The 14,657-nt window shown below is 48.9% G+C and carries 11 protein-coding genes and 1 pseudogene; 7 read left to right on the top strand and 5 right to left on the bottom strand.

Going from position 1 to position 14,657, the window contains the following annotated elements; translation table 11 throughout:
- Positions 1-279 precede the first annotated feature (279 nt).
- Positions 280-486, bottom strand: a pseudogene (locus VGK02_02685) (cold shock domain-containing protein).
- Positions 487-750: 264 nt separating this feature from the next.
- Positions 751-3,720 (bottom strand): diguanylate cyclase, encoded by a 2,970-nt coding sequence (locus tag VGK02_02680; protein ID HEY3373953.1) that lies wholly within the window; start codon positions 3,718-3,720, stop codon positions 751-753.
- A gap of 183 nt (positions 3,721-3,903) precedes the next feature.
- Between VGK02_02680 and VGK02_02675 the strand changes: the two genes are divergently transcribed.
- The 6 genes from VGK02_02675 to VGK02_02650 all read left to right on the top strand — a co-directional run bounded on the left by VGK02_02675 (position 3,904) and on the right by VGK02_02650 (position 10,177).
- Positions 3,904-4,470 (top strand): hypothetical protein, encoded by a 567-nt coding sequence (locus tag VGK02_02675; protein HEY3373952.1) that lies wholly within the window; start codon positions 3,904-3,906, stop codon positions 4,468-4,470.
- 142 nt (positions 4,471-4,612) lie between these two features.
- Complete coding sequence (locus tag VGK02_02670) at positions 4,613-6,421, top strand: HD domain-containing phosphohydrolase (protein ID HEY3373951.1); 1,809 nt, start codon at positions 4,613-4,615, stop codon at positions 6,419-6,421.
- 11 nt (positions 6,422-6,432) lie between these two features.
- Complete coding sequence (locus VGK02_02665) at positions 6,433-7,959, top strand: GGDEF domain-containing protein (protein ID HEY3373950.1); 1,527 nt, start codon at positions 6,433-6,435, stop codon at positions 7,957-7,959.
- Complete coding sequence (locus VGK02_02660; protein ID HEY3373949.1) at positions 7,959-8,315, top strand: hypothetical protein; 357 nt, start codon at positions 7,959-7,961, stop codon at positions 8,313-8,315. Before VGK02_02665 ends, VGK02_02660 begins: the two co-directional genes overlap by 1 nt.
- 10 nt (positions 8,316-8,325) lie before the next feature.
- The gene (locus VGK02_02655; GenBank protein HEY3373948.1) at positions 8,326-8,895 is read left to right on the top strand and encodes a nitroreductase family protein; all 570 of its coding nucleotides are present in this window, start codon (positions 8,326-8,328) and stop codon (positions 8,893-8,895) included.
- 127 nt (positions 8,896-9,022) lie between these two features.
- Positions 9,023-10,177, top strand: a complete 1,155-nt coding sequence (locus VGK02_02650; protein ID HEY3373947.1) for a CapA family protein — start codon at positions 9,023-9,025, stop codon at positions 10,175-10,177.
- 4 nt (positions 10,178-10,181) lie between these two features.
- Here the strand turns inward: VGK02_02650 and VGK02_02645 are convergent, their stop codons facing one another.
- Positions 10,182-11,357 carry a PAS domain S-box protein gene (locus VGK02_02645; protein HEY3373946.1) on the bottom strand — a complete coding sequence of 392 codons (1,176 nt, stop codon included), beginning with the start codon at positions 11,355-11,357 and terminating at the stop codon, positions 10,182-10,184.
- A 195-nt stretch (positions 11,358-11,552) separates the two neighbouring features.
- The gene (locus VGK02_02640) at positions 11,553-13,286 is read right to left on the bottom strand and encodes a methyl-accepting chemotaxis protein (protein ID HEY3373945.1); all 1,734 of its coding nucleotides are present in this window, start codon (positions 13,284-13,286) and stop codon (positions 11,553-11,555) included.
- Between the two features lie 148 nt (positions 13,287-13,434).
- Between VGK02_02640 and VGK02_02635 the strand changes: the two genes are divergently transcribed.
- On the top strand, positions 13,435-14,136 hold the full coding sequence (locus VGK02_02635; protein HEY3373944.1) for a PDC sensor domain-containing protein: 702 nt from the start codon (positions 13,435-13,437) through the stop codon (positions 14,134-14,136).
- A 269-nt stretch (positions 14,137-14,405) separates the two neighbouring features.
- Here the strand turns inward: VGK02_02635 and VGK02_02630 are convergent.
- On the bottom strand, positions 14,406-14,657 hold a 252-nt coding region (locus VGK02_02630; protein ID HEY3373943.1), incomplete at its 5' end, for a hypothetical protein.

Genomic DNA, 14,657 nt, shown 5'->3' with positions numbered 1-14,657 from the left:
AGCTTCATCGCCACATGTGCTCCTTTCTCTCGCGGTGCCGCAGCCCCACACTACCTCACTCGTATGTGGCGTGACAGAAGTCACGCCACACGATATACATTATGTCCAGCACTATCTACGCTTTAATCTATTCGTCAAATCTTGCTGATTCTCTTTACTGCTTTTGCGGAGCGCTTTTAGTTGATCGTCAAGATTTCGACCTACGCCTACCTCACCGTGCGGCTTTCTCACGGAAGAAGCTGTTCTGCGCATCTGGGGCTGTTGATCTTGAGATGCGGGGTTCTGTGATACAATCTTCACGTTGATCGCGGTATCACCTTTTGCGCCTTTGGCGACTTCGTATTCGATAACGTCGCCTTCGCTGAGGTTTTTAAAGCCGGCGCCCTCAATCGCTTTGTAATGAACAAAGAGGTCGTCGCCTTCGCTTTGCTCAACGAAGCCATATCCTTTTTGGCTATTAAACCACTTTACTTTGCCCTGAGCCATATTTCACCTCCAGATGATCGCGTAATGCATCAGAGTCCTCCCTACATACAGGCTAACTTTATCGTACCGAGATCACGTCACGACCATCTGGCAGCGGGCCCGAGTAAAAGAGACTCATTCATTATCCCCCATAAAAGAGGTTTTTGTATAGCAATTATTATTATTGCGTTGAAGTCAGCCGGCAGAATGAGATGAACTGCTGTAATGGGAATGTTGTGGGATATCCCTGAGACAAGTATAACAAAAAGAGTATGGATCAATTGATTAGGCGCACATGCGCTTGGCTTTTTTAAGGAGTTCGGCAAACTTCTCGGCGGTGAGGGGCTCGCTGAACAAAAAGCCCTGCATTTCACCGCAATTGAGCGAACGCAAGCATTCGAGTTGCGCTTGGGTTTCAATTCCTTCGGCTACCGCACCTAGGTTAAGGTTATGTGCCATCGCAATAATTGTAGAGATGATTGCCGCATCGCTCGGGTCTTTATCAACGCTGCTAATAAACGACCTATCTATCTTGAGCTTATCTACAGGGAACTGTTTGAGGTAGCTCAACGACGAATAGCCGGTGCCGAAATCATCGATCGCTATGCGTATGCCCATTTCCTTAAACTGAGCGAGTACAGCAATAGCTTTCTCGGCGTCTTTCATTACTGTGCCCTCAGTGAGCTCAAGCTCAAGATATTGGGGCTCAAGACCGGTCTCGGCGAGAATCCCTTTGACCGTTTCAACCAGGTTCTGCTGTTGGATCTGGCGGGGTGAAAGGTTAACCGAGACCTTTATCGGCGGATAACCCGCATCGTGCCATACTTTCGTTTGGCGGCACGCCTCTTGAAGCACCCACTCGCCGATTGATATAATGAGCCCCGTTTCCTCGGCAATCGGGATGAAGTCGAGTGGCGATACGGTGCCGAGCTCGGGGTTTTCCCAGCGCAGGAGCGCTTCCATGCCAACGATCGTGTTGGTTTCAGAATCGACTAGCGGCTGATAGTAAAGCATGAATTCATCATTATCAAGCGCTCTGTGGATGAGGTTTTCCATTGCAAAGCGTTTCAGAACCTTATCATTGAGGTCGGGCGAGTAGAATTGGTAGTTGTTCTTACCCTGATCTTTTGAGAGCCCAAGAGCAGCATCGGCGTGACGCAACAGCGCCTGCCCGTCAATGCCGTCGTGCGGATACAGGCTGATGCCGATACTCGCTGTTACATAGACATCCTGGTTGCTTACCGAGATGGGACGACGTATCGTTTCGAGCAACTTCTGGGCAATTATTGCCACGTCTTCTTCGTGGTTTACCTGTGGGAGCAGTACGACAAATTCATCACCGCTAACACGTGCCACAGTATCTCCCTCTCTTAAGTGCGTTAGGAGACGTTTTGTTGCGGCACGCAATAGCTCGTCGCTCGCGATGTGCCCCAACGTGTCGTTGATTGTCTTGAAGTTATCGAGATCGATATGCAGCACGGCGAATTTATCACTGTTGCGGTGGGCATGCGCGCATGCCAGACTCAGACGATCATCTAAGAGCGTGCGGTTTGGCAAACCGGTAAGCGAGTCGTAAAACGCCATAAAGTTAAGTTGCTGCTCTGCGCGCTTCTGTTCGGTAATGTCGCTGAAGTACACAAAGAGGCCGTCGCGGTAAGGATAGGCGTTCACCTCATACCAGCGATCGAACGGCTCGTAAAATTCCTCCATCTTAACCTGCACATTTTCCTCGAGCGCGCGATGAAACTCCCGGTAGAATTTAAGCTCGACGGCCACCGGGAACTCGTCCCATAATTCCTTTCCGAGCAACTCGTCCTTATATTTCTGAAGCATACGCTCACCTATTTTATTGACGTATGTAAAGCGCCATTCAGAGTCAAGAGCAAAGAATGCATCGGTAATACTCTCAAGGATATCTACTACATCACTGCCTGCTTCAAGGTATTCATGTGCTTCTTCTATGACCGGCACAACCGGAGTCTTCTCGACCGGTGCGGTGTTGCTCTGCATCATAAACACTTCAATGCGGTTGCGCCCGCGTGCTTTAGCTTTATACAAGGCCGTGTCTGCATTGTTGATAATCGTATCGATGTCGGCAAGGATTCCACCGGTCGTCTCAGCCAAACCAATACTTGCCGTCACCTTAACTGTAGCGTCATTGTAATTAATGGCGGTGTCGGCAAGGGATTGCCGGATCTTCTCCGCAACACTGAGGGCGGCTTGTATGTTGGCTCCCGGCAGTATTAAAAGGAATTCCTCGCCGCCGTAACGACATACGCAGTCGTAATGGCGAAGGCATCCTCTTAGGATACGAGCAATTTCCGTAAGGGCGAGATCGCCGGCCTGGTGGCCGTAGTTATCGTTGATTCGTTTAAAGTGGTCGATATCAAGAAGCAGACAGGAAAGCGGCTCAGCCGAGCGCCGGTATCGAGAAATCTCTTCTTCCATGCGCGCGATACCGGCACGCCGGTTTGGCAAGCCGGTGAGCTCGTCTGTGGCGGCCATCTTTACAAGTTTGCCTTGTGTGTCTCGCAGCGCTTTCAAGAACTTCGCTGATAGGAAATAGAGAGCTCCGCACAGTAAAACCAGCACCGTTATGCCGGCTAGTATCATGTATAGCCGATTTGCTCGCATCTCGCCGTGAACTGCCGACATCGGGATGGTGATGCTGATTCCGCCGCGTATATCGCCGAGCTTATAGCCCTGACGTGCATGGCATTTATTGCAGCTCTGTTCATAGCGTAGCGGCGCCATATACCGGTAAAATGCGCCGTCCTTCCTGTGAATGATCGAGAAGAACTCTTGCTTGCCCTGCTCAAAGCTTTTGAGCGCGGCTCGTTCAAAAGCATCAGGAGAGCCGGTCTTTGGGTTTAAAGGCCGCAGGCTTGTAGGATGAAGCGCAAATAAATCCGAATTGTTGGCCATTTGCGATATTTCGACCGTTGCAATGCTCGGATTTTTTAAAATATAGGTTCGACCGATTGTATCTTTTATCTGGAATTCCGGGCCAAGCATCTTAGCTTCGTTTGCCGAGGGATGCATGCCGGGCGCAACCCTGACGTATACGCCGTCACTCTTTGCAACCCATCTTTGGGTAAGCACCATCTCGTTAAATAATGCGCGCGCTTGTTTTAACATCACGCTTTCGGTGAGGCTCTCGGTACGCATATAAAAGCCCACGAATATTAGCGTTAGCACTACAGCGATTATTGCGATAGCAAGTGTGAAAAAGCGCTTTACGAAGTGCAAACTCATACGGCTTCTCCCTTCATATGTATAAAAATATCGGCATATATACTGCTGCACTAAATGCAATTTAACGTTGCCGGTTATGTTGTACGGGGGAGAGAAGGGCTAGGTCGCACTGCCTTCCTGCTAGCCACGCGCCGCTAAATTGTGTAAGGTAGGGTTGTAGGTTTATTTGCAAAAGGGATGCGTATGGACGAGATCGATCAACAAAACCTGTCGGAGTTAGAGATAGACGATAAATATGAAGAAGCCCAGACGACCGAGCCGGTGCGGCAGCACTGGCTTATCAAAACGCTCCTCATCGGCAGCATTTTTATAATCTCGGCGAACCTTTTGCTCGTTTCCATCCTTATGCGCAACGCTAAGCCCGATCCGCAACCGCTATCCCCGCTTGTATATGAACGCGCGTTCTTAGATAGCTACGATAAGATCGCGACTATAAACGAGAACCTGCTCTATCTATTGAATGACGATGCAGCGATCACCAATCCAGCCCTAAGACAGCAGGTCCAAGTCCAGGTCACCTCGATGAAGACGGTTCTAAACCAAACCAAACAGCTCATGCCGCCGCACGAACATGAAGTCGCCGATATGAGTTTAAAGAAAGCGATTCGTGATTATAGCTGGGCAATGGACAACCTCATTACGGCTTTGGTTGATCAGAACGCTAAGCTGTCGCAAGCATGTCTTACGAAGCTGACCAGCGGGCAACAGTCCTTGGACTTAGCGGTAGAAAGAATAGAACAAGGCCTTTAACTGAATCCGCCCCCATTTCCTCTTCATTAATAACCCCAAGCGTACCCCATAATAGTTGCTGCCTCTATATCAACGCTAAATGTTTATTTCCGGGAACCGATATTTAAAGCAAGAAACCCTTAGCGAAAGGTGCCCCGGAAATATGTACAAAAAATTGGCGGTTTTTGTCGGTCTCATCATCGTATTCGTTGTCCTAACAAGCCTTATCGGCATTCGGATGTTTAGCGATGCGGATACGGTTGAAGGGCAACAAGCAAGGGCTCTTGGCGTACTAAAAAATATCGAGCGTATCGACAGTCAAATAACTGAGGTCGAAACAGGAGGGTATGCGGTACTTCTTGCACGCGGTAGTAACGAGAAAACGTTCTGGGGAACCTTCGATGAGCTAAAACTTCTCATTGACAACCAGGCTTCAGCGATACATAGCGGCGACTGCAAGACATGCCATAAAGCATTCATTTCACTTAAGCCGGAGCTTGGTTTGCTGCAGAAGAACCTGGCGCAGCTTGATAAAGCTCGACTCTCCGACGATTCATCCGCTCACCGCTATCAACGCGCTGTCAACCAAAATATGCAGAACCTCAAGCGTATCTCCGCCAAGATCGATACGCTTACCAAGGATGAGTTACGCAGGGCGCGCGCTGAGATTAAAGCATCATCAGCGCAGCAACCGGGCGCTAAGGCGCATGTACCTAGGCGGCTGGCGAGAGATCTAGAGCTCAAGCAACGTGCGACATCATTGATTATAACGGTGCACGAACTAGATCTGGCTATTAAGAATGATTCAGCCGGAAAAGCGCAGGCTTCATATAATCGATTAAGCGAACTGGCTAAATCAAAACCGGTTGAGCCCCCGCTTAAAGGCAACTGCTATTCATGTCATCATGAAATCGCACAACTTCCAGAAATCACTAAGAAGATTAAAAATACAATGAATAAACTTGTAGTAGCAAAAAGGGAATCCCGGTTCGATGCCCAGGCGCTACATAGGTTTAAAACATCGTTTACTAAACCGGAACGATCCATGGCAAAGATATTGGACCTTGCACGTGCGGATGCCGCACGATCGATGCAACAGGACAAGCAAGTCAGGACTCGTCTGAAAGCATTCATGTTTGCACTCGCATTGTGCGTAATATTGTTCTCACTGGCAGGAGCGGCTCTCGTCACTACGTGGGTGCGTAAGCGCGTCGCCGTCTTTTCAAAAGCTATCGATGCGATCTCCAACGGTGACTACACATATATAGTAGACATGACCGCCAGAGATGAGGTCGCAGATTTAGCACATGCATTTAACTTGATGGTTGGCAAAATTCGTTCGACGCAAGATGAGCTCACACATGTCAATAACAAGTTGCGCGAACTGCATCTTAATACCGTTAAAGCGCTGGTCGAGGCGATAGAAGCGAAGGACCCGTACACGCGAGGACATTCAGAGAATGTTGCTAAGTACACCTTGCTTATCGGGCAGGAGCTAGGTCTTTCAGTCGATGAGCTGGATGAATTGCATGTCGCGGCGCTCCTGCACGATATCGGCAAAATCGGTGTCCGGGAAGAGATTCTCAATAAAACCGGTCCTCTGACTGATAGTGAATATGACCATATAAAGATTCACCCGGCACTTTCCGCCCAGATTGTCGGAAGAATCCCAAACCTAGCGCGCGCTGCGTCGATTATCCGTCACCATCACGAGCATTTTAACGGGACAGGGTATAGCGATGGCTTAGCGGGTGAAGACATACCGATCGGTTCACGCATTCTTGCTGTTGCCGATGCGTTCGACGCGATGACCAGCGACCGGCCCTACAGGGCAGGTTGCAGTTTCGAAACAGCGCTTTCCGAGATGAAAGCATGTTCAGGAGAACAATTCGACCCCCTGCTTGTGGAGGCTCTTTTGCGAGCGATGAATCACCACGACAGTAAAGAGGATGCCGATGTAAGATCGGCTTAGTAGGACGGGCAATGAAACAAACGCTTACCGAACTAATGCAGAAAACCACAGATAGGCGTTTTGCGACCGAATCGCTCTTTATCGGGTTGAGGGTCGCCATTGTGCTAATCGTTTTAATCGCCGGCTTATCCAGCAGCTCCAGCAGCACTTTTGTCCTATTATCGTGGCTTGCAGCATGTATGGTAACAGGCCTAATGTTTATCATAGCAAACTATAAACTGGTTAATAAATGGGCATGTTTGCTTATAGCGGTTGCAGATGCCCTTTGTGTGATAAAAGCCTTCTCGCTACTTGGCCCACTCGAAAGCTACTTGATCTATTCATATCTTACAGTTGTCGCTTTTTCGTCGTTACGGCTTGGCCTAGCAGGCGGTGTTGCTATGGCACTGTTTACGTCCGCATACGATTATTGTTATATCGAGCAAGTTGCCGGGCAGCCGTATCTTTATGGCCCGGTTGTTTTAAGGGTAGGTCTGGTATGGCTCGGTGCCATACTTATCGGCTCTACCATTAACCTTGTTTCGAGCAATAGAAAACAGATTCAGCGGTTAAACGATGAACTTGATAACAAAGTTACCGTATTAATAAGTGCGAGCAGGGTGCTTGGGTCTATTAACGACCTAAGAAAACTAAGCTCATACTTCCAGGAAACGGTCGGCAGGATTTTCGGCATAACAGAGCATATTCTCGTGATGCTCGATCAGGGTATTCGCCAGCCGCTTGTTATATCGAACGTCGGCGTTACAACAACCATGCTTTTCGAGCATCTCTTAAAGATCAAGAAAGAATCGCTTACAGCCGGGACTTTACTGCGGCCCCTCAAGCTTTCGGTTGGCGCGGTACAACAAGGCTCACAGGGGCTCTTCGTGCTTTTAGTAAAAGACAGCGAAACCAAAGAACTCTTCGACGAACAAGATATCTTTCAGACGACCTTCAGCCAGTTTATACTGGCTATCGATAATGCTCTCCTCTTAGAAAAGGTTAGAGAATCGTCTCTTACGGACCATCTTACCGGACTCTACAACCAGCGTTATTTCTATGAGCGCATAAATGAAGAGATAAAGCGAGCACAGCGCGAGCAACACGACATGTCGCTTCTTATTATTGACGTTGATGATTTCAAGGCGCATAACGACCTTTACGGGCACCTGAATGGTGATAAAGCTCTTGCAAAGATCGCTCACGCTATTAGGATCTCATGTCGGGAGACAGATGTCGCCGCCCGCTATGGCGGTGAAGAATTTGTGGTGATTTTGCCTAACACGGGGCTTGAGGAAGCGGCAGTTGTTGCGGGAAAGATTATAGAAAACGTTCGCCGGGAGTCATATCCGGACAATAATGGCCCTGTAGAACCTGGCCTAACCGTAAGTATTGGCGCGGCAAGTTATCCGAGCCAGGGTACGAGCATAGTAGAGATCATCGAGCACGCGGATTCAGCTATGTACGAGGTTAAAAGCAGTGGCAAAGACGGTGTTACGATCGCCAAGAAACGACTGGTAGCGCAGAACAAGAAACAAACGCGCGAGAGGAGAGCCTAATGCCAATCTCCAAGGACATACAAGAGCTACTCGATAACGTAATAGACACCCTCGTGAAGTGGGATATGATTGCATACCTGCAGCTCAACCCAAATGATCTCGTATCCCCTGAAGATATCGCTTCATCGGTCGGCCGCAGCGTAAGCGAGGTAAAACAGGCCTTGTCAGAGCTATCGGCATGTAAAATTGTGCAATACCAAGATGATGGTGCCACAATTTGCTACCGATTCTCCCCATGCAAAACGTGGCAACCGCATATTGAGAAGTTTACCAAGATGTTAAATGATCGCAGTATGCGCTGGCTGATCCTCAATTACTTAATCGAAAAAGACGGAAAGAGTCAAAACGCTAGTTAAGGAGTTAGAAATGGAACTCGCACAAGCAGTCCGGAGCAGACGGGCTATTAGGAAATTCAAAAAAATGCCTGTGCCGCGAGAGGCGCTCGAGCGAATTTTTGAGAATTCTCGATGGGCACCTGTTGTGGCTGCATTTCGTTCATGGGAGTTTGTTATCGCCAGCGGTGATGCCCGCGACCGTGTAGCCGATTTACTCACGCAGAATACGGTCATTTTGCGTGACCTCTTCGCCATGATGGATCCTGACAGCGAAAAAAAGGCGCTTGAGTACTATGAGAACCTCGGCGATGCCCCCAACTTAGTTTTTGTTACGATCCCAAAAATACCGAACGAGAGCAGGTGGGAATACTCATTTGCCAATATCGCAGCGATGAGCGAGGTCATGCTGATCATGCTGCTGGCCGGCACTGAAGGTCTTGGGGCGTGCGGGATCACTGTTCCTCCATATATCGGCGAGCAGATTCAGAAAGAATTCGGCATTGAGGATCGAGAAATCATTTGTGGCATCAGCTTAGGATATCCCAACGAAGAGCCTTCTGCAAAGCCGCATCCGCGTGTAGGAACAACCTATATTGATTAGCAGACGATAAAGCTACCTTCCAGGTGAATACTGCGGTGTTTTCTGTTACTATTTCTCTATGGCTTCAAGCAACCTTAGGCGAACAACATCGAGACGAAATAGAACCAGTCGTTTGAATAGGCCCCAGATGGTAGTGTTTGTTGCAGTGATTGCCGGCGGTATGCTGATTACTATAGTTTGCTCAGCCCTAGCCCTTTATGCGCATCCTGAAAAGCAGCACAATAAAAGGGTTGTTTCGGTATCAGTCCGATTGCCGGTGCAGCATACAGCCGAAGTGCCACCGGCCCAGCACACCGTGGTGAAACCGCTAGCAAACACAACAGCACCCAGCCTACCGCTCACACTATGCGCGGTAGGTGATATTAGCTTTATGCGAAAAGATGTGCGTTACAATAAGGCCCATGCATTTCCGCATAGCGCAGTAACCCGCCTTTTGCAGAACGCCGATCTTACGTTCGGCAACCTTGAGAGCGCTCTTTCTACACGGGGAACGCCGATCCCCGGTAAGAAGTATACTTTTTGCGGAGGGCCGCAACACGCCCGGCTTCTGAAAGCGGTAGGCTTTGATGTGCTTTCTACCGCTAATAACCACAGCAAAGACTACGGTGCCGTAGCGCTTCTCGATACGCTTAAGATGCTCAAGGATAACCAGCTAATCTCAGCCGGCAGCGGTCAGAGTATCGCAGACGCATATCGGCCGGTCTTTCTTACGCTCAAAGGCACCCGGGTTGCTTTTCTGGCATTTTCAAACGTTATGCCTCCCGGTTTTGGCGTAACCGCTTCATCATGCGGCGTTGCGTCGATACGCGACAGCCGCCGCGTTGCGGCTGCGTTCCACGAGGCGCGCCGGTCGGCCGATGTTGTCGTCATCTCGATACATTGGGGGAAAGAACTCAGCACCACACCTTCTCGCGATCAAATCAACGCAGCTCACAAGCTTATCGATCAAGGGGCTGACATAATTCTCGGGCATCACCCCCACGTGGTGCAGGGGATAGAAATCTACAAAGGAAAAATGGTTGCCTACAGCCTGGGCAACTTTATTTTCTCACCGGGGAATTCTCTTGGCAGGCAATCTATGCTGCTTATCATGCAACTATCCGATGGCAAGCTGCGTAGCGCAAGCGTCTATCCCATCTATATTGAGGGTGTACGCCCGGCACGGATAGGCGGCTCAAGAGGGTGTTCTTTGCTGCGGGGAATCGCCCTGCGTTCCCAGTCTTTTAAGACACCGTGCGCAATCAATACGGTGTCGGCCGAGCTTACGATAAGCAATAAATAAAACCTTAGTCGACTGCTTTGTATTGATCGATATCTTCACCTTCCTCCGGTGCTGTCAGCCTCTTCTCGAGGACGACTATGGTGCCGCCCGGCTGGGTGGAGAGAAGTACGCGGTCGCTTAGCTCCAGCATGACGCTAAATCCAATCCCAAGAGATTGCTTTGTTGAAAAGCCTGAAAGCAATGTGGCCTTCGGTAGGAGCGTAAAATCGATCCCAGGCCCGGCATCCTCAACCATGAGCTGTATAGTTCGGTTGCGCTTAAGAACTTGGTATGTGCCTTTGCCTGCATGTTTAACGGCATTGGTGATTGCCTCGCTTGCAGCGAGCAATAGTTCGTTCGCGCGCTCCTTATCCGAAAATTGCGATTCAAGTGTTGCTATGAGTTGTGCGCGGACGTACGCCAGGTCTTTATATGAATCGATAGTCTGGGAATTTGTAATAGGCTCGCCAAGCACTGCACGTATCTCATCAATCGTCATGATGATGAGGCGCCCACCGGTTACAGCGCCCAGTGCGTCAGCATACGCACGGCGCACATAAAGATCGCGCTCCCTGAGTACTTCTTCGGCTTGCTTGCGCTCGGTAATATCGCGATTAATGCCGTGGCATCCCCGAAGCCGGCCTTCGCTGTCAACGATAGGCAGCCCGCTGACTTCCACAATAACCGGCAGCCCGTTTTTATGGATTAAAGTATTCTCTATAAGGTTAAAAGGCGCTTTCTCAACAACAAGATCCTCTATTATGGTTGACACCCGTTGCGCCTCATCAGGTGCCATGAAATCGGTCGGATGCTTGCCTATGACCTCGTTCGGCGTATATCCCAGAACATCTTCAACTTTCTGGTTGCTATAGGTAAAAAGCATGTTCTCATCGAGCTCCCACACCCAATCGCTTGTATGCTCAACGAGTTCGCGGAATTTCTCCTCGCTTTCTTTAAGTCGTGCCGTCGACTCTTCCAGCGCGCGAATGTTATTTCGTATTAGTGAAAACAGGAGCAGCCCCGATACGGAGATAAAGAAGAATCCTTTATATGTTGACAGGCGGGCTATCGTTGCCGGGTTGCTGGTGAGCGCAACAACCAGGAGGTCTGAGAAAAAAATCCAGACAGCGCTGATGACTATGTAAACGAGTGTAATGCGTATTGGAATTGCCACGTCTTCGGGGAGCCTTCGCCTTGTCATAAGCAGTCCGATTATTTGAGACTCGTGCGGCATGACGCACGATGTCACAGCTACATTCACTAAGGTCAGTATATGCACAAATCATAGCGCGTTCAAACAGGGCATGTCTTCTGTAAATTTGAAGGAGGTGTTGAAAAAGACCAGGGTGTTTTGGTGCTTTTGGCGGAGAGCGTAGCCAGGTGTTCTGTCCAGTGCTTAAATGTTCAGCTCGGCCATAAGCTCTTCAAGCCTTGATGACATTGAGGAAAGCTCGGCCGCGGAATCTGCTATCGCTTCTATCGCTACATTTTGCTGCTCCATATTGGCCGATACATCCTCAGTTGAAGAAGCGGCTTCTTGGGTTATTGTTGCAATCATTGCGATACCGTCGGTCACGTTTGATATATCGCTTTTTATCTGAACGGTTGCTGCCTTAGTATTATCGGCAAGACCCGCAATCTGGTCGATCTCGCCGCCGACCTCTTTGTTAAGCTCGACCATTTGCTGTGCGGCTTCCGCAACCTGGCTGATTCGCTTTACTACATCATTTATAGAGGTCATAACTTGCTCAATCGACGTTCCGGCTTTTCCGGCAAGCTCTACGCCTGCCTCAACCTCAGCAGTTCCATGTTCCATGGATGCAACTGCCTCAATCGTTTCATCTTGGATACCTTTGATAAGCTCTGCAATCTCGCCTGTGGCCCGAGTAGAGCGTTCGGCAAGTTTTCCCACCTCATCGGCTACGACGGCAAAGCCTTTACCGTGCTCGCCGGCTCTGGCTGCCTCAATTGCAGCGTTAAGCGCAAGAAGATTGGTTTGCCCGGCGATGTCATCGATTACTTCGATGATCTCACCGATTTGTTTTGATTTCTCACCGAGTGCCTGAATTTTTTCTGCAGAGGAGAGTGTGGTATCTTTGATGCGCTCCATTTCGGTGATGATATCTATTACCGCACCTTTACCATGAGTCGCGGTTTTAGTTGCGTCGTTGGCGACGTTAGAGACAAGTTCAGCATTCTGCGTAACAGTGTCAATGGCTTCGGTAAGCTTGCGTAATTGCTCGACCGTTTCACCTATGCGCGTTGCTTGCGTTCCTGAGCCTTCAGCCGCCGCATCAATCGCAGAACTAATACTTGTCGCAATATCCGAGAGCTCTTCTGCGCTATTGCTTTGCTCACCCGCCGCTTCGGCAACTTCGCCGAGAACTTGTACAACTTCCTTTGCGGTTTCATTAATCGAAGTAGCGTTTTCGTTGAGTCCGTTTGATGATGTTGCCAAACTCGATGCAAGATCGACTATAAGGTTAAACGAACGCCGCATCGGGCTGGCCACAAACCGGTGCATGTAGATTGGTACGAATAGCAAGGTAATAAGGGCAATACAAACAACAAAAATCTGTATAATCCTGATCTGCTGCCCGATTTGTTTACTGTCATAGGATTTCGTTGATATGTTGTTGAGGCTCAGCGCATGCAGCTCGTTCACCTCATTAACGAGCTTGTTAATTTGTTTATCGAGCGTATCTTTAAGTACCATAGCGTCTCTTGAGCTACCGGTGGTGTGGAATAGCTGATTTGCCGTGTGGCGGATTTGTGCAAGGCTTGCATTGATTTTATCAGCATCGGCCCGCGCCTGGTGATTGCCGTTAAGTGTTTTACCGCGGGTATCTTTCAACTTAGTATCAAAATCGGTGGCCAGGTTATTAAACATGCGAATATTATCGCTGTTGTGATTCAGCAGGAAATCTTGGGCCGGCAGCGTCATGCTTCGGGCCATCAGCTGCAAGTGGCTGATGCGCTCTAGACTGGATGAATCTTGTGCAATATTACTCACCGTGCCGATAAGCTTATTTGTTGCAAACAAGAAGACAACAGCCGTTGCCAAGAGTATCAGGGCGATAATGACAATAATTACGTTTGCTTTAACATCGATGGTCAGCCGCTTTTTCAACAAGTAACTCCTAATTAGGTGATTATTGGTTATATCGGAAAAAGATCGTTCGTGCTTAATACATACAGTTTAATATCTTAAGCTGCTGGTTAAGTTGCCGATGTAGAAAACAAGACAGAATCTTAGAAACCAGCCGTGAGGAGAAATGATGAAGCGTTTGCGCCACTTTTTAGCATTAAGCTTTACCTTTATCCGGGAAAATAGGTTTATGCTCGCCGTAATAGCGGCTTTCTATCTTATCGTTGCATCTTTTTCGTATCTCATTTACCAACAAACATATGAGTCATTATTTAACGGGCTTCAAAATGAACTTACATCAACCGCACGGCTTGCCGGCGCATCAATCAATGGCGATGAACACAGGCAGCTTCAGGAAAGCGGCGCAGAGAGTTCACCCCTCTACCACAACTTAAAGAAACGGTTGCAGGAAGTACGGGATGCAAATCCTAAGATCCGTTATGCCTACACAATGGCTCATACAAACGACCCGAACAAACTACAATTTATTGTCGATGCCGAAGAAGATCCGAAACTCGTATCTCATCTTGGTGATCCATACGACGTATCAGGAATAATCCCTCAAGGATTTGACGGTGCTCTTGCCGACAGCGAACCGTATACCGATGAGTGGGGAACATTTCTCTCCGGCTATGCGCCGATATATGATAGCTCGGGCCGTGCCGTTGCTATCATCGGCATTGATATGTCCCTTGAAACAGTTAATAAAACGCTTGCCGGGCAACAGAAACTAATCTTTATTCCGCTGGGCATTCTCTTTCTAGTACCCCTCGTGTTAAGCCGGTTGTTATTCAAGAAAACACGAATCATCACACAGGCGCAGCCGGCATAGCTTGCGCAAACCCATTGCATTTAGAAGACCATCAAAACTCTTTTACCATGCCCATATCTTTATATACGTCGGATAGTGAGGGCATGGGGCAGCTACGCTGTACGCATGTTTATGCATTTTTAGGAGCTTCACGCAGCTGCATGATCGTTTGTAAAACCGGTTGCTTAGCACTGTGCATTGTGTGTATGCACACATACCTATAAAGCACATAAAAAACAGCCCTCGCATGAGGGCTGTTTTTTTATAACGCTTTTATATTGTTGCTCGTTCTAGAGGTTAAAGTTAGTGACCAAGGCATCGAGTTCCTCACTCATCGCCGAGAGTGATTGGGCTTGGGCCGCGATCTCCTGAACGCTGGCCGAGGTTTCCTCTGTTGAAGCTGAAACTTCTTCGGCCGATGCGGCCGCCTCTTCACTTGAAGCCGCAATCGAGTCAACGGCATTTACTACCTGGCTGGTCGATGCGGCGACTTCTTCGGCGGTCGCCGAGGTCTCTTCGCTGATTGCCGCGATCTGCTCGAC

The organism is Candidatus Aquicultor sp. (assembly GCA_036504445.1).
In the GTDB taxonomy this organism is placed as follows: domain Bacteria; phylum Actinomycetota; class Aquicultoria; order Aquicultorales; family Aquicultoraceae; genus DASXVE01.
The sequence above is the reverse complement of the archived record's forward strand: the minus strand, read 5'-3'. Positions and strand labels throughout refer to the sequence as shown.